Raw genomic sequence first — 22,404 nt, 5'->3', positions numbered from 1 at the left:
CGAAACCCACATTGTCTGGAGTGTGGTTAGGGGCGTCTTCTTCGCCCAAATCTACAGGAATTAAAATGAGCGAAAGCTTTGCAGAACTCTTTGAAGAAAGCCTGAAAACCCTCAATCTTCAGCCGGGTGCGATCATCACCGGTATCGTTGTCGACATCGACGGCGACTGGGTTACCGTACACGCTGGCCTGAAGTCCGAGGGCGTCATCCCGCTCGAGCAGTTCTACAACGAAGCTGGCGAGCTGACCATCAAGGTCGGTGACGAAGTTCACGTTGCGCTGGACGCGGTCGAAGACGGCTTTGGCGAAACCAAGCTGTCCCGTGAAAAAGCCAAGCGCGCCGAGTGCTGGATTGTTCTGGAAGCTGCTTTCGCTGCCGAAGAAGTTGTCAAGGGCGTTATCAACGGTAAGGTTAAAGGCGGCTTCACTGTCGACGTTAACGGTATCCGTGCGTTCCTGCCAGGTTCGTTGGTTGATGTCCGCCCAGTGCGCGACACCACCCACCTCGAAGGCAAAGAGCTGGAATTCAAGGTCATCAAGCTGGACCAGAAGCGCAACAACGTCGTTGTTTCGCGTCGCAGCGTCCTCGAAGCCGAGAACAGTGCCGAGCGTGAAGCTCTGCTCGAAACTCTGCAAGAAGGCCAGCAAGTCAAAGGTATCGTCAAGAACCTCACCGACTACGGCGCATTCGTGGATCTGGGCGGCATCGACGGCCTGCTGCACATCACCGACATGGCTTGGAAGCGTATCAAGCACCCGTCGGAAATCGTCAACGTTGGTGACGAAGTTGATGTTCGCGTCCTGAAGTTCGACCGTGAGCGCAACCGCGTTTCGCTGGGTCTGAAGCAGATGGGCGAAGATCCGTGGGTAGCTATCACTGCTCGTTACCCAGAAGGTACTCGCGTACAAGCTCGCGTTACCAACCTGACCGACTACGGCTGCTTCGCTGAGCTGGAAGAAGGCGTTGAAGGTCTGGTACACGTTTCCGAAATGGACTGGACCAACAAAAACATCCACCCGTCGAAAGTCGTTCAGGTTGGCGACGAAGTGGAAGTTATGGTTCTGGACATCGACGAAGAGCGTCGTCGTATCTCCCTGGGCATCAAACAGTGCAAGTCCAACCCATGGGAAGACTTCTCCGGCCAGTTCAACAAGGGTGACAAGATCACCGGTACCATCAAGTCGATCACCGACTTCGGTATCTTCATCGGCCTGGACGGCGGCATCGACGGTCTGGTTCACCTGTCCGACATCTCCTGGAACGAAACCGGCGAAGAAGCCGTACGTCGTTTCAAGAAGGGCGACGAACTGGAAACTGTCATCCTGTCGGTTGATCCAGAGCGCGAGCGCATTTCCCTGGGCATCAAACAGCTGGAAGACGATCCGTTCTCCAACTTCGTTGCTGTCAACGACAAGGGTGCAATCGTCAAGGGTATCGTCAAGGAAGTTGACGCCAAAGGCGCCATCATCACCCTGGCCGACGACATCGAAGCTACTCTGAAAGCTTCCGAAATCAGCCGTGACCGCGTTGAAGACGCGCGTAACGTTCTGAAGGAAGGCGAAGAGATCGAAGCCAAGATCATCAGCGTTGACCGTAAGTCGCGCGTTATCAGCCTGTCGATCAAATCGAAAGACGATGCTGAAGAGCGTGAAGCTATCCAGAGCCTGAAACAGGCTCCTGAGGCAGCTGCTGCCGACACCACCATGGCTGCGCTGCTGCGCGAAGCAATGGCCAAACAGAACTAAGTTCTGCTTGATCGGTAGAAAAAGGGCGACTTAGGTCGCCCTTTTTTATTGCCTGCGATTTGGAGCTTGCCATCAGAGCACCTAGATCGCAGCGCAGCTCTCTCCTCTACGCCTCGCTGATCACCGTAGCCTGTCACTCCCTCGCATCAAAGCCGTGCACTGTACTTGTGGAGCGGCCTTGTGTCGTGAAAGGGTCGCGCAGCGGCCCCGGCTTACTCAAGCCAACCCCAACAAACCCCTCTGCCCAGCACCACCCCAACCCCTTGCACCGAAAAAGTTCCCCGCGCACCAATCTTGAATTTTTTTATTAAGTCAAGAACCGCCCTGTTCAAATCCCCCTGAGCGTGCTACAAACTGGTTAAGCAATGATCTAGCTGCTTGATAACGAAGGGAAAAACATGACGAAGTCGGAGCTGATCGAACGTATTGTCACCCATCAGGGTTTACTCTCGTCCAAGGACGTCGAGTTGGCCATCAAGACCATGCTCGAGCAAATGGCCCAGTGCCTGGCCACGGGCGATCGCATCGAGATCCGCGGCTTTGGCAGCTTCTCGCTGCACTATCGCGCACCTCGCGTAGGTCGCAACCCCAAGACCGGCCAGTCGGTAAGCCTTGAAGGCAAGTTCGTGCCGCACTTCAAGCCGGGCAAGGAATTGCGCGATCGGGTCAACGAAGAAGAGCACGAAACCGAAGCCTGAGTGCAATCAAAGGATCAGACCGATGCGTAACCTCAAGCGCGCCCTGGCGCTGCTGTTCGTCCTGCTGCTGGCAGCAGTGGTGATGTTCTTCGTGCTGGAGAACCAGCAAACCGTCGCCCTGGTGTTGTTCGGCTGGACTGCCCCTGCAGTGCCCGTAGCGCTGCCAGTGCTCGCCGCCTTGGTGGTGGGCCTGGCCCTCGGTCCATTGCTTGGTGCCTACGGCGTTATGCGCAGTAAGCGCAGGATTCGTGCATCGGCACGTCAGGCGGCCTTGGCAGAGAGCTGAGGAAACGTCTTACAGCTTTAGCAGGCATAGCTGATATGAAGCCGGCGAAGAAAATGGAGTAATAGCCCGCTTCGTTTTCAACCCTGCGCAGGGCTTCAGCAGCATGACTTTCCCCGTTATCACACACCATGGTGGCACCCGCGGCGTCACGGGCTCCTGTCATCAGTTGCACCTAGATTCCGCCACCAGCCTGCTCATCGATTGCGGGCTTGAGCAAGGCGCCGATGCCCGCCTTGATTCCTCCGCTCTGGGCTTCGATATCAGCGGCATCCAGGCGTTGGTGATCACCCATGTGCACCTCGACCATGTCGGTCGCATCCCTGCGCTGCTGGCCGCAGGCTTTCGCGGCCCGATCTTCTGTAGCGAGCCTTCCGCCAAACTGCTCCCGCTGATTCTTGAAGATGCCTTCAAGCTCGGCATCAGTAGCGAGCCCGCGCACGTAACGCGTTTTCTGCAGCTGCTGAAAAGTTTGGTAGAGACGGTCGCCTTTGGTCAGTGGTACAGCCTGATCGAGCACGAGCACCTGCAGTGTGGCATCCGCCTGCAGCGTGCCGGCCATCTGCTCGGTTCAGCGTACGTCGAGTGCGACATCAGTACCCCTGCGCAATCGTGCAGCACCCGTGTGGTGTTCTCTGGCGATATCGGCGCGGCCAATAGCCCCTTGCTACGTCCGGTCCAGCCACCGGAGCGCGCCGATGTGCTGGTGCTCGAAAGCACCTATGGCGATCGCCTGCATCCTGACCGCAGCAACCGGCGCCAGCGTCTGGAAGCAGCGATAGATCGTGCCTTGGCTGACCAGGGCACGATCTTGATCCCCGCATTCAGTCTCGGTCGTACGCAAGAGTTGCTCTATGAGATTGAAGAGGTCCTCCACCTCAAAGGCCTGCTCGATACCTCGGGCGCGGCAGCCAGCGATGATCAGGTCGACTGGGCGCAACTACCGATCATCCTCGACTCGCCGCTGGCTCAGCGCGTTACTCAGGTCTACCGGGAGCTGCATCAGTACTGGAATGACGAAGCCCGACTACGCTTGAGCAAAGGGCGCAGGCCGCTTGGCTTTTCCCAGTTGGTGTGTGTGGATAGCCACGCCAAGCACCAGCAAGTGGTCAATTATCTAAAGAGTACTGGCCGGCCAGCGATTGTGATTGCTGGCAATGGCATGTGTTCGGGTGGGCGGATCGTTAATTACCTTAAAGCTATGCTAGGTGATAGGCGGCATGAAGTCATGTTTGTTGGCTATCAGGTCAAAGGTACGCCGGGGGCGTTGATGCAGGCCGGTGCGCAGTGGGTTGAGCTGGATGGGAATGGCTATAAGCTGCATGTGAAGGTGACCACGCTGAGCGGGTATTCGGCTCATTCCGATCAGGCTGGCTTGATCGAATTTGCGCTGGGAGCGGGGAGTGCGGCGAAGCGGGTGGTGCTGGTGCATGGAGAGGGTAGGGCGAAGCTGGCGTTGGCTGAGGCGTTAGCGCAAAAATATGATGAGCTCGGCTGGTGTGTGGGGGTCACAATTCCTGCTTAACGGCTCGGCTGAGGGCGGAGTCCGGCTTACTTCCTATAGGGTTCATGCTCAGGCTCGACTAGTTTGATAGATGCTAAAGATGTACGAACGGGCGGGCATCTTAGCTGATTGCCGCTAAGCTTGATTTTGGTGGGCAACGGGCTAGGTAGTGGCACAGATCAGGCCTGCTTCAGGCAGTCACCAGAGAGATTCAAAGGAAAATAAATGGCCAATGAACATCAGCGCCGTAGTGGGGAGGGTGAAATTGACCTTGTTGATTTGATGCAAGGCGTTTGGCACAAAAAGATATGGATCGTACTGGTCGCACTGCCAATAATCGGGGTGAGCTTGCTCTATGTCATACTGGCTCCGCCGGTGTATGAGGCTAAGCTATATATTCAGCCACCATCTCAGAACGAAATTGCTCAGCTTAATAATGCGAGAGGCGGGGACTCGGGGTTGCCGACCTACAGCGTTAAGGAAGTTTACGAAATATATCTGAAGGCTCTGCAGTCCGAGGCATTACGCAAAAAATTCTTTCGTAGCGAATATTTAACTTCGCTCAACGATGATCAGCGCCGTGGCTCTCGCGATGCCCTGTATAGTCAATTCAATTCACTTCTGAAAGTGACGCAGGCGGGCAAGGATATGCCCCTTCGCTACGTGGTAACAGCAAACCTTGAAGATCCTAAGCGTGCGGCACAGTGGGTCACTACCTATGTTGAAATGGCCTCCGTTCGTGCCAAGCATGAAGTGCTTACAGGAACCCAGAGTGATATTTTGATCATGGCTAATAACCTAGAACGGCAGATCATGTCTGCTCAAGCCGGAGCGCGCAAGCAGCGAGAGGATCGGATCGCGCAACTCGAAGAGGCACTTGACGTTGCGGAGTCAATAGGTTTGAAAAAGCCGTCGATAATTACGAGCAATTTGCCCGCTGAAGTATCTGCTGGCATGGTGGGTAGTCTGACTTATATGCGAGGTAGCGACGCACTGCGAGCGGAAATCGATACACTAAAATCGCGTATATCTGATGATCCATTCATCCCCGAGCTACGTGTGAGGCAAGAGAAACTGAGTCTGTATAGAAGCATTAGTGTCGACTCATCTGGCGTGTCTGTGTATCAGCAAGACGGGACGGTCGAGCAGCCCGATAAGCCGATAAAGCCCCGAAAAGCATTGATCTTGTTCATCGCAACGATCATAGGGGTAAGTTTGGGGGCCTTGGCTGCAATTGGCAGAAGTCTGTGGCTTAAGCATCGTACAACCACTTGAGAAGATATCGCGGATAGGCGCGTAAACGTACGGTATTGGGGGCGGAGCAGTAATAGTTCAGTTATGCTGTTCTATCTGGTATATCTTCAGCCAGTTGGATGGATAGATATTACGCTTGGATCCTAAGTCGGTGTTGTCTTGGTTTGCCTGTCTTGCGATGGCTATGAGTATTTGAGTATTGGTCACTACAGATTACTGATTATTCCGAAAGCAGAGGGAAAGTCGTAGTGCTGATGTCGTGTCTCTTTGAGCGGTTTGATCGACCTGCAGGTCTCCGGGCAATGATCGTAAGTGATCAGTTTTAGTTATTATGCATGTTTATTTTGTAGTTAGTTGATTAGTTGATTAGTTGATTAGTTGCTTTCTGGTCTGGCTGGGGGCGCGGAGGTGAGGGCCTTAGTCGGTTTTGTTATGTCTTTCGATTGTTCTTATTTTCCAGGGATATTTCCGGGTCCGATAGTTGTTTGCACAGCTACGCTTCACATAATTTCGGTCGGATATGAATATTAGAGCCTGGTTCTTGAGTGTTAGGGTTTAAATTGGCCTGGTCAGTAGGAGCGTTTTCTTCGAGAGTTATTGTGAAGGTATGGAGACCCACTTTTTCAATTAACTATGATCAATTTTTTGGAGCGGCTTGGGAGGGCTGTGTGAGGGCGGTTCCGCATTTTTGACAAAATTATTGCCAGGGCTGGCAAATCAACTTCGCAAGAAAAGGTTGTGTAGGCAATGCCCGGGTACACTTTTGCGAGTGCGTGGGCGGTTCGCCAGCATCGTTGACAGCTGGGCATCACTCACGCACATAGCGTTTGAGGCTGCTGCTAGCTTCCACCTCGACGCATGATTGCTCGCCAGTGGCGGCTCAGCACTGATGCTGAGGGGGGGCTTGGCAAGCGAGCCTTTCGTGCCCGCTGCGGGCTATCAAGCAGTGTGGCGCAGCCGCGCTTGAGCCAAAGCGAAGGCTCGGCGTTTGCAGCAAGGATCCCACACACTGAAATATCTGATGGAACCTCGGTGATGAAAGCCATATCATTGCAGCGCCTTGATGTTCGCAGTCCGCGAGCCGCTTCGATGTCTTCAGCGGCGGACATGCGGTTTCACTATGGCGACGGCGCCGAGCTTAGTAGCGGATCGATTCACTCGGCTGGTAATGAGTCGTCCAAGATTTTAGTACCCGCTGTACTGTCACGATGACGGGCAGAAAAATTCATGGTGAGTTGGAAAATATGACAGACATTAATGCAGTGGTAGAGAAGTTCAAAAGCCGGAAGGCTTTGATTGGTATAGTAGGCCTTGGTTATGTCGGCCTTCCACTGATGCTCCGATACAATGCCATTGGCTTCAATGTACTAGGCATCGATATTGATACCTTCAAAGTGGATAAGCTCAATGCCGGCCAGAGCTATATCGAACATATCTCCGCTGTCAATGTCGCCAAGGCTCGCGAAACCGGTTTCGAAGCTACCACCGACTTCACCCGTGTCAGCGAATGTGACGCACTGATCCTCTGCGTACCGACCCCGTTGAACAAGTACCGCGAACCGGACATGAGCTTCGTCATCAACACCACTGATGCGCTCAAGCCATACCTGCGTGCTGGGCAAGTGGTCTCGCTGGAAAGCACCACCTACCCAGGCACCACCGAAGAAGAGCTACTGCCTCGAGTGCAGGAAGGCGGTCTGGTGGTCGGTCAGGACATCTACCTGGTCTACTCGCCTGAGCGCGAAGATCCGGGCAATCCGAACTTCGAAACCCGCACCATTCCAAAAGTCATTGGCGGTCACACCGCTCAGTGTCTGGAAGTCGGCGTCGCCCTGTATGAGCAAGCGATCGATCAGGTTGTTCAGGTCAGTTCGACCAAGGCTGCCGAGATGACCAAGCTGCTGGAGAACATCCACCGCGCCGTCAACATTGGCCTGGTCAACGAGATGAAGATCGTGGCCGACCGCATGGGTATCGACATCTTTGAAGTAGTAGACGCCGCGGCGACCAAGCCATTTGGCTTCACCCCTTACTACCCTGGCCCAGGCCTGGGTGGCCACTGCATTCCGATCGACCCTTTCTACCTGACCTGGAAGGCGCGTGAATACGGCTTGCATACCCGTTTCATCGAGCTCTCGGGCGAAGTCAACCAGGCCATGCCGGAATACGTGCTCGGCAAACTGATGGACGGCCTCAACGATGCAGGCAAGGCACTCAAGGGCAGCCGCGTGCTGGTCCTGGGTATTGCCTACAAGAAAAACGTAGACGACATGCGCGAGTCGCCGTCGGTAGAAATCATGGAGCTGATCGAAGCCAAGGGCGGCGTGGTTGCGTACAGCGATCCGCATGTACCGGTGTTCCCGAAGATGCGCGAGCACCACTTCGAGCTGAGCAGCGAAGCACTGACCGCTGAAAACCTGGCCAGCTTCGATGCTGTTGTGTTGGCGACCGATCACGACAAGTTTGACTATGCCCTGATCGAGAGCAAGGCCAAGCTGATCGTTGACAGCCGCGGCAAGTACCGCACGCCGACAGCGCATATCATCAAAGCCTGATTACCGACTTCGTCATGTCGATCCGCTTGCGCTTGCCGCGCGGGCGGATACTTTCGTTTTTACAGGATCAACCATGAAAAACTTCGCTCTCATCGGTGCCGCCGGCTACATCGCTCCTCGCCATATGCGCGCCATCAAGGACACCGGCAACCGTCTGGTGTCTGCCTACGACATCAACGACTCGGTCGGCATCATTGACAGCATCTCGCCGCAGAGCGAGTTCTTCACCGAGTTCGAGTTCTTCCTCGATCACGCCAGCAACCTCAAACGTGATCCGGCCACCGCCCTGGATTACGTTGCGGTGTGCTCGCCAAACTACCTGCACTACCCACACATTGCCGCAGGCCTGCGCCTGGGCTGCGATGTGATTTGCGAAAAGCCGCTGGTGCCAACTCCAGAGATGCTCGACCAACTGGCGCTGGTGGAACAGGAAACCGGCAAGCGTCTGTTTAACATCCTGCAACTGCGTCACCACCAGGCGATCATCGCCCTGAAAGACAAGGTTGCCCGTGAGAACAACCCGCACAAGTATGAAGTCGACCTGACTTACATCACCTCCCGGGGTAACTGGTACCTGAAGAGCTGGAAGGGTGACCCGCGCAAGTCGTTCGGTGTGGCCACCAATATCGGCGTGCATTTCTACGACATGCTGCACTTCATCTTCGGCAAGCTGCAGCGTAACGTCGTGCACTTCACCTCCGAGCATAAAGCTGCCGGTTACCTCGAGTACGAGAACGCCCGCGTACGCTGGTTCCTCTCGGTCGATGCCAACGACCTGCCGGAATCGGTCAAGGGCAAGAAGCCTACCTACCGTTCGATCACCGTCAACGGCGAGGAAATGGAGTTCTCGGAAGGTTTCACCGACCTGCACACCACCAGCTATGAAGAGATTCTGGCCGGTCGCGGTTACGGTATCGAAGATGCGCGCCATTGCGTCGAAACGGTCAACATCATCCGTAGTGCTGCCATCGTCAAGGCCGCTGACAACGAAGGCCATCCGTTCGTTGCGGCGCTGACCCGCTAAGCAGCACCAATGCCATGGGTGGCCCGGTGCGGCCACCCGTCTACAGCACGTTAGCGCAGGATCGGTCTTCAGCGTGTCGAACAATAATTACAATCTGCTGAGCGAGGTCGGCGTGCCAAGGCAACTCAGAGACATGCGTCTGGATGTGCAGGGCTTGCGCGCCGTCGCGGTGCTGGCCGTGCTCGCTTACCACGCCAACAGCGCCTGGTTGCATGCAGGCTTTGTCGGCGTCGACGTGTTCTTCGTCATCTCCGGATTCATCATCACTGCCCTGCTGGCCGGGCGCACTGAAAAAATCAATCTGGTCGAGTTCTACACGGGTCGGATCAAGCGCATCCTGCCGGCGTACTTCGTCATGTTGGCGGTCGTGTGTGTAGTCTCGGCTGTGCTGTTTCTGCCAGCGGATTATGGATTTTTCGAAAAAAGCCTGAAGTCGTCGGCGTTTTTCACCAGCAATCGCTACTTTGCCGATTTTGGCAGTTACTTCGCCCCCCGTGCCGATGAGCTGCCGTTGCTGCATACCTGGTCGCTGGCGATCGAGATGCAGTTCTACCTGTTCTTCCCCATTTTGTTCATGTGCCTGCCCCGCCAGTGGCGACTGCCGGTATTCGCGTTGCTGGGCCTGGCCTTGTTTGCCTGGAGTGGCTATCGGGTTACCAGCGGCAAGCAGGACACCTTGTACTTTGCGTTACTCGCGCGCGTGCCGGAGTTCATGGTCGGCGCCGTTGTTGCCCTGGCACTGCAGAACCGTGAGTTGCCCGGCAAACTGTCGACTGCCTTGGGCTTGCTCGGGGCGCTTGCGCTGGTCTGCGCGTTCCTGCTGATAGACAAGCAGAACTTCCCCGGCTACTGGTCGATCCTGCCCTGCGTTGGTGCCGGCTTGCTGATCGCCGCCCGCCGCGGCCCGGCGAGTCAGCTGCTGGCCAGCCGGCCGATGGTGTGGATCGGCGGCATCTCCTACTCGTTGTACCTGTGGCACTGGCCGATCCTGGCCTTTATCCGCTACTACACTGGCCAGTACGAACTTGATGGCGCTGGCTTGCTGTTGTTTGTCAGCGGGTCGCTGCTGCTGGGTTGGTTATCCTATCGTTATATTGAAACGCCGATCAGGAAGTCCGCAGGGCTGCGTCAGCAGTCGCCGAAGTGGGCACTGGCCACTGCCATTGTAGCCGTGGTGCTGTTTGCCGGCTCGCAGTTGAATCTGCGGGTGGTCACCCCTGCGCCCTTGCAACTGACACGTTACGCTGCCCCCGAGTTGATCTGCCACGGCACTCAGGTCGGCGAATGCAAGCGGGGCAAGGCCGATGCTCAGCCGACGGTGCTGGTGATCGGCGACAGCCATGCTGCGCAGTTGAACTACTTCTTTGACGTTGCCGGTGACGAAACAGGTGTGTCCTATCGGGTACTCAGCGGCAGTAGTTGCGTACCGATACCAGGTTTCGATTACGATCGTTTGCCAAAGTCGTCGCGGAAGGCTTGCATGGCGCAGATTGCTGCAGTGGCGCAGTTGATGCCTACATTCGACAAGGTCATTGTGGCGGGCATGTGGCAGTACCAAATGCAGAGCCCGATCTTTATTAAAGCGATGAGAACCTTCCTTGTGGACGTCAGCCATGCTGGAAAGCAGGTACTGGTGCTCGCGCAGATCCCAATGTTCGAATCAAACGTTCAGCGTATACGCCGTTTTGCTGAGCTTGGGTTGTCGGCGCCCGTGATTCCCAACAGGCAATGGAAGAACGCTAATCAGCAGTTGAAAGAAGTTATTGGCGGTATGGCGAATGTACAGTTCGTAGATTTTTCTAGTGGTAGCTTCTTCGGCAGTGCCCCATATCAGAATGGTCAAATTATCTATCGAGATAACCATCACCTAAACGAGCTGGGTGCTCGCCTTTACGGGCATTTTGCGGGTGTTCAGTTGCAGCGGTTTTTCGATCAACCTAAATCCAGTGTGAGTTTCAAGCCATGAGTTATTATCAACACCCAAGCGCGATCGTCGACGACGGCGCGCAGATCGGTAGCGATTCCCGGGTCTGGCACTTCGTCCACGTCTGTGCCGGTGCACAGATTGGCGCAGGAGTATCGCTGGGCCAGAACGTCTTCGTCGGCAACAAGGTTGTCATTGGTGACCGCTGCAAGATCCAGAATAACGTTTCGGTGTACGACAACGTGACCCTCGAAGAGGGCGTATTCTGTGGCCCGAGCATGGTCTTCACCAACGTTTACAATCCGCGATCGCTGATCGAGCGCAAAGATCAGTACCGCGACACGCTGGTCAGAAAGGGCGCCACCCTCGGCGCCAACTGCACCATTGTCTGTGGCGTAACAGTGGGTGAATACGCCTTTGTCGGTGCCGGCGCGGTGATCAACAAGGATGTCCCGGCCTACGCTTTGATGGTCGGCGTGCCGGCCCGGCAGATCGGCTGGATGAGCGAGTTTGGCGAACAACTGCAACTGGATGCCAACCGCGAAGCGGTGTGTTCGCATTCCGGTGTGCGCTACGTACTTAATGGCAAGACCCTGAGCAAGGTGGACGCGTAAGCATGATTGAATTCATTGATCTGAAGAGCCAGCAGGCACGCATCAAGGACAAGATCGATGCCGGTATCCAGCGGGTACTGAGCCATGGCCAATACATCCTCGGCCCTGAAGTCAGCGAACTCGAAGAGCGCCTGGCGGCGTTTGTCGGCGCCAAGTACTGCATCACCTGCGCCAACGGCACTGATGCCCTGCAGATCGTGCAGATGGCGTTTGGCATCGGCCCAGGCGATGAAGTCATCACCCCCGGCTTCACCTACATAGCCACCGCCGAAACCGTAGCGCTGCTCGGCGCCAAACCGGTGTATGTAGACATCGACCCTCGCACCTACAACCTTGACCCCGCCTTGCTGGAAGCCGCCATCACGCCGCGGACCAAAGCCATCATCCCGGTCTCGTTGTATGGCCAGTGCGCCGATTACGATGCAATCAACGCAATCGCCGCCAAGCATGGCATCCCGGTGATCGAGGATGCGGCGCAGAGCTTTGGTGCTTCGTACAAAGGCAAACGTTCGTGCAACCTGACCACGGTGTCGTGCACCAGCTTCTTCCCGAGCAAGCCGTTGGGTTGCTACGGTGACGGCGGCGCTATCTTCACCAATGACGAAGAGCTGGCCAAAGTGATTCGCCAGGTCGCGCGCCATGGTCAGGACCGTCGTTATCATCACATTCGCGTAGGTGTAAACAGCCGGCTCGATACCTTGCAGGCGGCAATTCTGTTGCCGAAGCTGGAGATATTCGAGGAAGAGATCGGCCTGCGTCAGCAAGTGGCGGCATGGTATGAAGTTGCACTGAAGCAGGCGGGGGTGTCGGGTACACCGTACATTGCCGAAGGCAACATCAGTGCCTTTGCCCAGTACACGGTTCAGGTACAGGACCGCGATGCCGTACAAGAACGTCTCAAGGCTGCCGGCATCCCTACTGCAGTTCATTATCCGATCCCGCTGAACAAGCAGCCGGCAGTCATGGATGAGCGCGCGGTGTTGCCGATTGGCGATGACGTTGCGACCAAGGTCATGAGTTTGCCGATGCATCCTTATCTGGATCAGGCTGCTGTGACGGCCATCAGCGCCGCATTGGCACAGTAAGAATGTACCTAGCCACCCGGATCGACAAATCAGTACTGCTGAACGCGGTGCTGTTGTTTGCTTATTTTTTGGCATTGGTCTGGGTGAATAACAGCTACATCTATCAGCTTTATGACTACATGGGCGCGGCAGAGCGGCCACTGGACTTCGTGCAAACGATGTATTTGTTGCTGCTTGCAGTGATCTGCGCCTTGCTGGCTGTTGGAAGGATTGAGCGACCTGGGGACTTACTGGTCGCTTTTTTTGTTTTGGTTTTGGTACCACATGCGCTGGTGCTCAATGGTGCTAATAGGTATTCACCTGAGGCCAATCCGTTTTCGGGTGTGACGCTTGCGGTGGTGATCGGCCTGTCGATCATCGGTTTGGCAAATAAGATACGGTTTTATCCTAAACTCGATTGCGGTTCGGGTAGCCAGGGAAAGAACATTTTATTAATATTGTCTGTGCTCAATCTGGCTGTATTGGCCTACATAGTAGCTAAAAGCGCTGGGTATTTTTCTCTCGATTTTAGCAGCCATTATGCCAGACGCGCGGTCGCAAGGGAGATCTTCGCCGCAGGTACACCGGGCGCTTATCTAGCTTCTATCGGGACTCAAGCGCTTTTCCCCGTATTATTCGCTTGGGGCGTGTACAAAAGAAAGAAGCGCTTTTTAGTCCTGGGCTCCCTCAATGTGTTGATTGTATGGGGTGCCTTTGGTCAAAAGTACCCGGTTGTGCTGATGTTTCTTATCTATTTCATTATGTTGTATTATCGAAAGTTTGGCAGTGTGAAGTTGTCGTGGCTGCTAATCGCACTGTTGGGTGTGCTCATGCTTGGCGCAATTGAATATGAGGTCCTCGGGTACTCTTACTTGAATGACTACCTGTTGCGGCGAGCGTTTGTAGTCCCGTCTACTTTGCTTGGAGCCGCAGACGCCTTCGTAATTCAGTTCGGAAATAACTATTATGGCGATACTCTACTGGGTGCGGTGTTCGGACAGGGGCGTTCTGACCCCGTGACGTTCAGGCTGGGCGTGGAAATGTTTGAAAATCCGGAGATGAACGCAAACGTCAATTTTATCGCGGTGGCGTTCATGCAGTTCAAATACATTGGAGTTGTTGTAGAGACGTCACTTGTCGCTGGTATTACCGTATTGTTAAACTTTTTATACTCACGGCACGGCGCAGTCTTAGCAATTCCGGTGGCGCTATTGATCGCGACAAAGATAATTGAGCAGTCGCTTTTGACAGTTTTATTAGGATCTGGTGTATTCTTCATGCTTGTGTCCCTAATCCTCATCTCCCTCCCGCTGAGGCTGGGTGCGAGAACAAGTCCGTGAGTAAGTTATTTTTTAGCCGTATCATGCGCGTTCTACTAGGTACGCTCGGGGCGCAACTGATTACCATCGGTGTCATGCTGTTGCTGGTACGCCTTTACTCTCCGGGTGAAATAGGCGGATTCAGCGTATGGTTATCTGCTGCTACAATAATCTCGGTGCTGTTGACTGGCCGCTATGAGCTTTCTCTATTTTCGACTGGACAGAAGTCAGAGTTCTATGCTGTCATCAAACTTGTTATTTTCCTAGTATTGACTTTGTCGATTGCGGTTATCGGACTGTTGTTGGTTGTTCCGTATGCGACGTCTAGTCTGCCCGCTGAAATTAGTCACTATTGGCTTGCGCTCGCAGCGGTGGCCGCTGGCCTCGGTATTAATAAGTTGCTGCTCTCTGTCCTGACCTATCAGCAAGCATTCAACAAGCTTGGACTCGCACGTATAAGCCTGGCCGCCTGCATAGCGGTTTCTCAGGTGGCTGCTGGGTACCTATTGGAGGGTGAGCAAGGGCTCATCTATGGGCAGACACTGGGCGTTTTGATTGCAACCAGCTTGGCCGCTTTCTGGGTAGGCAAGGTTCTGCTTGGTAGGAGCTTGGGGGCTTCTCTCGTCGACGTGGCAGCGGTGGCGCGTAGCTATTCAAACTTCCCCAAGTACTCACTACCAGCGGATCTGATCAATACCGTTTCCAGTCAGTTACCAGTCATTTTGTTGGCCAGCAAGTTTGGCGGTGAAATTGCCGGCTGGTTTGCCTTGACCCTGAGAATGATGGGCGCACCGATATCTTTACTAGCCGCTTCTGTGCTGGATGTGTTCAAAGAGCAAGCGGCCCGCGAGTATCGCGACTCTGGTAACTGCCGCAAGCTATTCTTGTCGACGTTCAAGGTGTTGGCGCTGCTGGCGTTGCCCCCTTTCATCATTATTGGCTTGTTCGCAGAACCTGCGTTCGCCCTGATTTTTGGCGCTGAATGGACGGAGTCAGGGCGTTACGCGGTGTTGCTGATACCGCTGTTTTACATGCGCTTTGTTGCCAGTCCGCTCAGCTACACGATCTACATTGCCCAGCGGCAGAATCTGGATTTGCTATGGCAACTGGTTCTCCTGGCCATGACCGTGGCATGTTTTATGCTGCCGGCCACCGTTGAGTCTGTCCTGACCTTTTACGCAGCGGGTTACGCGTTTATGTATTTCATCTATTTATGGATGTCTTTCCACTGCGCCAAGGGAGAAGCCAAGTGATCGTTGTCGTTGATTATGGTGTCGGAAACATCGCTTCGGTTTTGAACATGTTGAAACGCGTGGGCGCTAAGGCCATTGCTTCCAACGCCCGGTCAGACATCGAAAGTGCTGAAAAGCTGATTTTACCTGGCGTCGGTGCCTTCGACGCGGGTATGCAGACTTTGCGCAAAAGTGGCTTGGTTGACGTTCTGACTGAACAGGTCATGGAGAAGCGAAAGCCAGTCATGGGTATCTGTCTCGGTAGCCAAATGTTGGGCATGCGCTCGGAAGAGGGCAGCGAACCCGGCCTGGGCTGGGTCGACATGGATATTGTCCGTTTCGAACCGCGTGAGCACCGCAAGATCCCGCACATGGGCTGGAACGAAATTGTAGCGGCGCAGGAGCATCCCATCCTTGACGGCCTGAACGGCCTGGATAACCCCAGCAGGTTCTATTTTGTGCACAGCTATTACATGAGCCCGCGCGATGAAAGCAATATTTTGCTGAGCGCAAACTATGATCAGCTGTTCACCGCTGCGGTCGTTAAAGATAACGTGTTCGGCTTTCAGTTCCATCCAGAAAAAAGCCACAAATTCGGTATGCAACTGTTCAAGAATTTCGTGGAGCTGATCTGATGCTCAGAAAACGTATTATTCCATGCCTGTTGCTCAAAGATCGTGGTCTGGTCAAGACTGTCAAGTTCAAAGACCCTAAATATGTTGGCGATCCGATCAATGCGATCAGGATCTTCAATGAGAAAGAGGTCGACGAGTTGATCTTGTTGGATATTGAAGCCTCCATGCTCAAGCAGGAGCCCAATTATCAACTCATCGCCGAAGTTGCCGGCGAGTGTTTCATGCCTATTTGCTATGGTGGCGGGATCAGGACTCTAGCGCATGCCGATAAACTGTTTGGGCTGGGAGTTGAAAAAATCTCGATCAACGCGGCGGCGCTAGCTGATATCTCTATCATCACTGATATAGCCAAAAAATATGGCTCGCAGAGTGTGGTTGGCTCGATTGATTGTAGGAAAGGATTTTTTGGGGGGTATTCGGTTTATGCTGCTAGTGGGGCTTCGAACACCAAGCGATCCCCTGTCGAATGGGCTCAAACCCTCGAAAGCGCAGGTATCGGTGAGATCCTCCTCACCTCGATAGACCAGGATGGTACTCAGAGAGGCTTCGACGCAGGGCTCATTGACAGCGTCGTCAAAGGCGTACATGTGCCTGTAATTGCTTGTGGTGGTGCAGGCGCGGTGAGCGACCTTACCGACCTATTCGATCAGACCGGCGTCTCGGCGGCAGCGGCGGGGAGCCTTTTTGTTTTTCACGGTAAACACAGAGCGGTACTGATAAGCTACCCTAAGGTGAGCACTCTAGGCCGAAGATAATCGCCGTGTAGGCAAGACATTTATTCCCTCAGCATGTAGCAAAGTGGGACAAGATCTTAAGCCTGAATTCAAGGTGATGAAACTCAGGTAGAAATCATAGGGTTAGGAGATTGACCTTGATCAAGGTATGCAAACGTTGTGTTATGGATACTTCGGACGCTGAAATCGTATTTGATGAGGCGGGCGTATGTAATCACTGCCACAAGTTTGACAGTTTGCAGTCGGCGCAACTATTTAGCGGTGTTGATGGCCAGCAACGATTGGCAGAAATTGTAGACCAAATTAAACGAGATGGGGCCGATAAGGAATATGATTGCATTATCGGTCTAAGCGGAGGTGTTGATAGCTCCTTTCTCGCTCTCAAAGTCAAGGACTTAGGTCTGCGTCCACTGGTCGTTCACGTTGACGCAGGTTGGAATACTGAGCTCGCAGTTAGTAATATTGAGAAAGTTATCAAGTACTGCGGATACGATTTACATACTCATGTGATGAATTGGGAGGAGGTTAGGGATCTGCAGCTAGCTTATATGAAGGCCGCTGTTGCTAATCAAGACGTGCCGCAGGATCATGCCTACTTTTCTAGTATGTACCACTTTGCAGTAAAAAACGACATTCGCTATATTCTCAGTGGCGGAAATCTTGCCACCGAGGCAGTGTTTCCTGAAGGGTGGCATGGCAGCGCAATGGATGCTATAAATTTGCATGCTATTCATAATAAGTACGGCGCGCGGCCGCTACGTGATTATAAGACGATCAGTTTTTTTGAGTACTACTTCTGGTACCCGTTTGTCAAAGGAATGCGAACGGTACGTCCGCTAAATTACATGGACTACGACAAGGGTGCTGCTGAAAGCTACCTGCGCGAAACCATTGGATATCGTTCATACGCACGCAAACATGGCGAATCCGCATTTACTAAGTTATTCCAGAATTATTACTTGCCCACCAAGTTCGGATATGATAAGAGAAAGTTGCATTATTCCAGTATGATACTTTCTCGTCAAATGACGCGGGAACAGGCTATGGCCAAACTTGCAGAGCCTCTATATGCTGCTGAGGAGTTGGCGCTTGATATCGAGTATTTTTGCAAGAAAATGAGAGTCACGCGTGAGCAGTTTGATGAACTTATGCGAGCGCCAATTCACGATTATACAGAATTCGCTAATTGGAGGGCTCGCCAAAAGTTCGCGAAGAAAATGCAATTGATGGTCCAGCGTGCGCTGGGAAGACGTATCAATGTTTATTCTTGAGCGGGCGGCGACGTGATGACCCAAGTCGTTCATTTAACATCAGCTCATCCTCGATTTGATGTCCGTATTTACCATAAGCAATGTAAGTCGCTTGCTCGTGCTGGCTATGATGTCTCTTTAATTGTAGCGGATGGCTTTGGCGATGAAGTAATAGATGATGTAAAAATTCTAGATGTTGGCAAGTTAAGTGGGCGTCTAAAACGAATCTTTAGCACCACGAGGAACATCGGATGTAAGGCATTACAATTGGATGCTGCTATCTACCATCTGCACGATCCAGAGTTGCTGCCCATTGCTCTGAAACTGAAGGCTAGCGGTAAGATAGTAATATTCGACGCCCATGAAGATGTCCCTAAGCAGCTGTTAGGTAAACCTTATCTGAATCGTATCGCTAAAATTGCATTATCTAAGATATTTGCCGTTTTCGAACGATGGGTATGCCGAAGGCTCGATGCGGTGGTAGCTGCGACTCCATACATTCGCGACAAATTTGTGCAGATGGGGGTGCGTACGCTAGATGTTAATAACTACCCAATCTTAGACGAGCTATCTCTTAGTCAAATAAGCTGGACTAGTAGAAAGAAACAGGTTGCTTACATAGGGGGCTTGGGTGAAGTGCGTGGTATTCATGAAATAGTGAAAGCAATTTCATGCACTACCTCGGATGTTAGGCTCGCAATTGGTGGGGTGTTCACTGAGCCCAAATTTGAAGCAGCCGTGATGCAAGAGGTCGGTTGGTACAAAGTGAATCACTTGGGGTGGCTGGATCGAGCCGGCGTTAAGCGAACATTGGAGGAATCAGTGGCCGGCCTAGTTACGCTTCACCCGATCCCTAATTATCTGGACGCTTTGCCCGTGAAGATGTTTGAGTATATGGCTATCGGTTTACCGGTAATTTCGTCTGATTTTCCTCTTTGGCAGAGTATTATTGAGAAAAATGACTGCGGTCTGTGTGTTAATCCAATGAATCCTGAGGCTATTGCGAAAGCGATCGACTATTTAGTCGACAATCCGCAAGAAGCAGAGCGGATGGGGCGCAACGGTCGAGCGGCAATTTTATCACATTATAACTGGGCCAATGAAGAAGAAAAGCTGGTGCGGCTTTATAATCAACTATTGTATTAGTCACTGCATTCGGATGTGTTAAACCTAACGCTTCGGGTACATGCGCCGCCAGTAAATGGGCAGCCGAGCATCGTAGCGTTTAGCTGCTAATCAATTTACAGTAGGTTTTCATGTGCGACTCCATCAATACAGTACTCACCACCGCTTGGGTTCAAATCAATTACGTGTGAGCTTTACATGAAGATTATGTACATCAATCCTTATGCAGGAGGGCCAGAAGTAGGGCGCTATTGGAGAGCTTTCTACCTAGCTAGAGAGTGGCAAGCTACTGGTCACGATGTAACTGTAGTAACGCCTGCATATCACCATCTCATGGACGGTGAGGGGATGGCTACCGGACCCGCCACCCACGGCGGTGTTAACTATAATTTTCTACCTGCATTTAGGTACGCTGGCAACGGTATGAAGAGGCTGTTGTCCATGCTGAGTTTCGCATTGACGGTGCTCTTGTTTCTTGCTCGGCTACCACGCAAGTGCAGACCTGACTTGATCATTTATTCGTCCGCACACCCATTCGCTTTCCCTAGTGCTTTGATGATGGCGAGGCTCTACCGAGCCAAGATTTACTTCGAGGTAAGAGATTTGTGGCCGCTGAGCCTTGTCGAAGTAGCTGGCATAAGTAAACGCCATCCCGTCGTGTATTTACTTCACTGGATAGAGCGTCTTGCTTATCGTAAATCCGATAGAGTGATTTCCCTGCTTCCCGGTGCGTTGGCACACATGCAGGCAAACGGCTTAGAGTCTGAGAAATTTACCTATGCCCCTAACGGCTTTTCACTGAACACGCCTGCTGTGGCCTTATGTAGACATCCACTGCTGGTACAGCTAGAACGTTACCGTAAAGATGGCGAATTTATCTATTTTTATGCCGGTGCGCTCGGTGAGCCAAATGCAATGCACAAATTTCTCGATGCGCTGGAATATCTGCCTAGTTCACCTGAGCGGAAACTGCGTTTTGTTATTGTTGGCAAGGGTGAGCAGGGCGAGGAGCTTAAGCGTCGCTGTGTGGAGGGGAGATATGATTTTGTGAGTTTCTATGATCAGGTCGATAAGAGTGTGATCCTGGCGGCGCTTGGGCAGGTTGATGCCGGCTTTCTCGTAATGCATGATTTACCAATTTATCGATTCGGCGTTAGTCTAAATAAGCTATATGATTATATGGCGATGGCGTTGCCTGTTGTTGGTGCTTATCATGCTTTCAACGATCCCATCGCCGATGCAAAGTGTGGGTTGACGGTCCAACCTGATCAATCTCGTGAGCTGGCGCTGGCCTTATCTTCACTAAGCATGACGCGCAGTGAAGAGTTGAGCTCAATGGGGTCACGTGGTCGCGAATACCTACTGGCCAACTTTGAGTATAGTACTATTGCCTGCAGAATATTGACATGAGCACAGGAAGCGACATGATTTTGGTGACTGGTGCTTCAGGTTTTATCGGCACTGCATTGTGCGTAATGTTGATAACTCAGCAGTCATCAGTGCGAGCTGTGAGTCGCAGCGGTGAAGTACCTGGAGAGGTAACGGAGCACGTTCGTCTAGATCTTGAGAGTAGTGATGACCTAGACACGCTCTGTGCAGGAGTGGATACGATTGTCCACCTGGCAGGCAGAGCTCATATTCTTAATGACAAGTCGGATGACCCGGTTACAGCTTTCAATAATGCGAACGTCCATGTGGTCACTAAGTTGGCACAAGCCGCGATTCAACAACGCGTAAGACGTTTTATATTTCTCAGCTCCATCGGTGTCATCGGCTCTGAAACGAGTGAAGGCGAGGAGTTCTCCGAAAACAGTATTTGTTTACCGTCGCAGCACTATGCGGTGAGTAAGAAGAATGCCGAGAGGGAGTTGATCCAACTCGCAAAAGATGGAAACATGGAGCTCGTGATTATACGTCCTCCACTTGTCTACGCTGGAGGGGCTCCAGGCAACTTTCGACGTCTTATGAGCCTGGTCAGAAGCGGCATACCCCTTCCACTGCTAAGTGTTGATAACCGTCGCAGTATGATAGCGCTAGAGAACCTGATCGACTTCATCCAAACCTGTATTAGACATCCTCTTGCGGCGAATCAAACCTTTGTAATTTCGGACGGTAAGGATCTGGCAACTCCGCAAATAATTCAGTTACTGGCGGATGGCATGGGAAGGCCTCATCGACTTTTCGCTTTTCCGGTGTCGTTAATTGGGATAGGGTTTTCTGTTATTAATCGGAAGACTATGTACAGTCAATTATGTAAGTCATTGGTAGTAAGCTCCACCAAAGCCAGATTGCTGCTTGGTTGGACTGCGCCGCTTTCCCCCGAGAAAGCGTTGGCCGCAGCAGGTAGAGACTTCGTGAGCAGGTACGATGACAACCTAGGGGGTTGAGACCGTGAGTTTAATCTTACTATATTGCATTGCATTCACTATGGCGCTGATGGTCACCGGCCTCCTTCGTCGATACGCTCTAGCGAAATCTATTATTGATGTTCCGAATGCTCGGAGTTCGCATGCCGTTCCTACTCCACGTGGAGGAGGCATTGCGATAGTAATCTCCTTTACCGCAAGTCTCCTCACGCTGGTGATCCTTGGGTACGCTCCCTTGGGAGCATCAGTCGGAGTCGGTGGTGCGGGATTGATTACAGCCGTTATTGGATTCATGGACGATCACGGTCACATTGCTGCTCGTTGGCGGTTACTCGGTCACCTTTGCGGCGCTCTGTGGGTACTCACTTGGCTGGGGGGCTTCCCTGCACTTGAAGTACTGCGTCTACGAATAGAAGGGCAGTGGCTGCTGGCGATTTTTGCTATCTTTTATCTCGTCTGGCTTCTGAATCTCTACAATTTCATGGATGGCATTGATGGTCTAGCTAGCGTTGAAGCTTTGACGACTTCGTTTGGTATTGCTTTTATCTACTGGCTTGTTGATCTTGACCAATTAGTCATGGCACCACTTGTGCTTGGTCTGGCTGTGGCAGGCTTCCTATACTGGAACTTTCCACCAGCGAAAATTTTCATGGGTGACGGCGGCAGCGGTTTTCTTGGTATTACGCTCGGCGGTTTGTCAATTCAAGGCGCGTGGGCGTCATCCACGATTTTCTGGTCATGGTTGATTTTACTCAGCGTTTTCATAGTGGATGCCACTTTCACCCTCATACGTCGGTTGACACGAGGAGAGAAAGCCCACGAGGCTCATCGCAGTCATGCTTACCAGTTTGCAGCCCGTCTCTACGGCAATCATTTGACGGTCACGCGTGCGGTTTTTCTGATTAATGTTATTTGGCTCCTTCCAGTTGCCGTCGCTGTAGCTATGGGCTGGCTGTCCGGCGTAATTGGTGTGATCATTGCTTATTTACCATTGATTGGTCTTGCGGTGAAATACCATGCAGGCGAGCTTGAAGAATGATGCACTGAAGCTAACTTCTCAGCGGCGCATCTGCATTCA

19 protein-coding genes are annotated in these 22,404 nt (G+C 52.8%); all 19 read left to right on the top strand.

Annotated features, from left to right (window positions below; translation table 11 throughout):
* The first annotated feature begins 65 nt into the window (after positions 1-65).
* The 19 genes from rpsA (at position 66) to HU736_RS10365 (ending at position 22,365) form a co-directional block, all read left to right on the top strand.
* Positions 66-1,745 (top strand): 30S ribosomal protein S1, encoded by a 1,680-nt coding sequence (gene rpsA, locus HU736_RS10455; RefSeq protein WP_101321650.1) that lies wholly within the window; start codon positions 66-68, stop codon positions 1,743-1,745.
* A gap of 398 nt (positions 1,746-2,143) precedes the next feature.
* Complete coding sequence (gene ihfB, locus HU736_RS10450; protein ID WP_101321649.1) at positions 2,144-2,443, top strand: integration host factor subunit beta; 300 nt, start codon at positions 2,144-2,146, stop codon at positions 2,441-2,443.
* 22 nt (positions 2,444-2,465) lie between these two features.
* Positions 2,466-2,729 carry a LapA family protein gene (locus HU736_RS10445; protein WP_150571398.1) on the top strand — a complete coding sequence of 88 codons (264 nt, stop codon included), beginning with the start codon at positions 2,466-2,468 and terminating at the stop codon, positions 2,727-2,729.
* Positions 2,730-2,832: 103 nt separating this feature from the next.
* Positions 2,833-4,251 (top strand): MBL fold metallo-hydrolase, encoded by a 1,419-nt coding sequence (locus HU736_RS10440; RefSeq protein WP_186699979.1) that lies wholly within the window; start codon positions 2,833-2,835, stop codon positions 4,249-4,251.
* Between the two features lie 204 nt (positions 4,252-4,455).
* Entirely contained in the window at positions 4,456-5,505 is a 1,050-nt protein-coding gene (locus tag HU736_RS10435) for an LPS O-antigen chain length determinant protein WzzB (protein ID WP_186699981.1), read from the top strand.
* A gap of 1,223 nt (positions 5,506-6,728) precedes the next feature.
* On the top strand, positions 6,729-8,039 hold the full coding sequence (wbpA, locus tag HU736_RS10430) for a UDP-N-acetyl-D-glucosamine 6-dehydrogenase (RefSeq protein ID WP_186699983.1): 1,311 nt from the start codon (positions 6,729-6,731) through the stop codon (positions 8,037-8,039).
* A 73-nt stretch (positions 8,040-8,112) separates the two neighbouring features.
* Positions 8,113-9,063: a UDP-N-acetyl-2-amino-2-deoxy-D-glucuronate oxidase gene (gene wbpB / locus HU736_RS10425; RefSeq protein WP_186699985.1), complete on the top strand. Its 951-nt coding sequence runs from the start codon at positions 8,113-8,115 to the stop codon at positions 9,061-9,063.
* 133 nt (positions 9,064-9,196) lie between these two features.
* On the top strand, positions 9,197-11,029 hold the full coding sequence (locus tag HU736_RS10420) for an acyltransferase family protein (RefSeq protein WP_186700178.1): 1,833 nt from the start codon (positions 9,197-9,199) through the stop codon (positions 11,027-11,029).
* On the top strand, positions 11,026-11,601 hold the full coding sequence (wbpD, locus tag HU736_RS10415) for a UDP-2-acetamido-3-amino-2,3-dideoxy-D-glucuronate N-acetyltransferase (protein ID WP_186699987.1): 576 nt from the start codon (positions 11,026-11,028) through the stop codon (positions 11,599-11,601). The genes HU736_RS10420 and wbpD overlap by 4 nt, the downstream gene beginning before the upstream one ends.
* Before the next feature lie 2 nt (positions 11,602-11,603).
* Positions 11,604-12,686, top strand: coding sequence for a DegT/DnrJ/EryC1/StrS family aminotransferase (locus HU736_RS10410; RefSeq protein ID WP_186699989.1), 1,083 nt, complete (start codon positions 11,604-11,606; stop codon positions 12,684-12,686).
* Between the two features lie 2 nt (positions 12,687-12,688).
* Positions 12,689-14,005: a hypothetical protein gene (locus HU736_RS10405; RefSeq protein WP_186699990.1), complete on the top strand. Its 1,317-nt coding sequence runs from the start codon at positions 12,689-12,691 to the stop codon at positions 14,003-14,005.
* Complete coding sequence (locus tag HU736_RS10400; protein WP_186699992.1) at positions 14,002-15,237, top strand: lipopolysaccharide biosynthesis protein; 1,236 nt, start codon at positions 14,002-14,004, stop codon at positions 15,235-15,237. The genes HU736_RS10405 and HU736_RS10400 overlap by 4 nt, the downstream gene beginning before the upstream one ends.
* Positions 15,234-15,851 carry an imidazole glycerol phosphate synthase subunit HisH gene (gene hisH, locus HU736_RS10395; RefSeq protein WP_150571389.1) on the top strand — a complete coding sequence of 206 codons (618 nt, stop codon included), beginning with the start codon at positions 15,234-15,236 and terminating at the stop codon, positions 15,849-15,851. Before HU736_RS10400 ends, hisH begins: the two co-directional genes overlap by 4 nt.
* Positions 15,851-16,606, top strand: coding sequence for an AglZ/HisF2 family acetamidino modification protein (locus tag HU736_RS10390; RefSeq protein ID WP_186699994.1), 756 nt, complete (start codon positions 15,851-15,853; stop codon positions 16,604-16,606). The genes hisH and HU736_RS10390 overlap by 1 nt, the downstream gene beginning before the upstream one ends.
* A 116-nt stretch (positions 16,607-16,722) precedes the next feature.
* On the top strand, positions 16,723-17,856 hold the full coding sequence (locus HU736_RS10385; RefSeq protein ID WP_186699996.1) for an N-acetyl sugar amidotransferase: 1,134 nt from the start codon (positions 16,723-16,725) through the stop codon (positions 17,854-17,856).
* A gap of 15 nt (positions 17,857-17,871) precedes the next feature.
* Positions 17,872-18,981: a glycosyltransferase family 4 protein gene (locus tag HU736_RS10380; RefSeq protein WP_186699998.1), complete on the top strand. Its 1,110-nt coding sequence runs from the start codon at positions 17,872-17,874 to the stop codon at positions 18,979-18,981.
* 177 nt (positions 18,982-19,158) lie between these two features.
* Entirely contained in the window at positions 19,159-20,370 is a 1,212-nt protein-coding gene (locus tag HU736_RS10375) for a glycosyltransferase family 4 protein (RefSeq protein ID WP_186700000.1), read from the top strand.
* A 14-nt stretch (positions 20,371-20,384) separates the two neighbouring features.
* Positions 20,385-21,347 carry an NAD-dependent epimerase/dehydratase family protein gene (locus HU736_RS10370; RefSeq protein ID WP_186700002.1) on the top strand — a complete coding sequence of 321 codons (963 nt, stop codon included), beginning with the start codon at positions 20,385-20,387 and terminating at the stop codon, positions 21,345-21,347.
* A 40-nt stretch (positions 21,348-21,387) separates the two neighbouring features.
* Positions 21,388-22,365 carry an MraY family glycosyltransferase gene (locus tag HU736_RS10365; RefSeq protein WP_186700181.1) on the top strand — a complete coding sequence of 326 codons (978 nt, stop codon included), beginning with the start codon at positions 21,388-21,390 and terminating at the stop codon, positions 22,363-22,365.
* The last annotated feature ends 39 nt before the right edge of the window (positions 22,366-22,404 follow it).

Source organism: Pseudomonas shirazensis (genome assembly GCF_014268785.2).
GTDB classification, from domain to species: Bacteria; Pseudomonadota; Gammaproteobacteria; order Pseudomonadales; family Pseudomonadaceae; genus Aquipseudomonas; species Aquipseudomonas shirazensis.
This window is presented reverse-complemented; position numbering and strand designations above follow the sequence as displayed.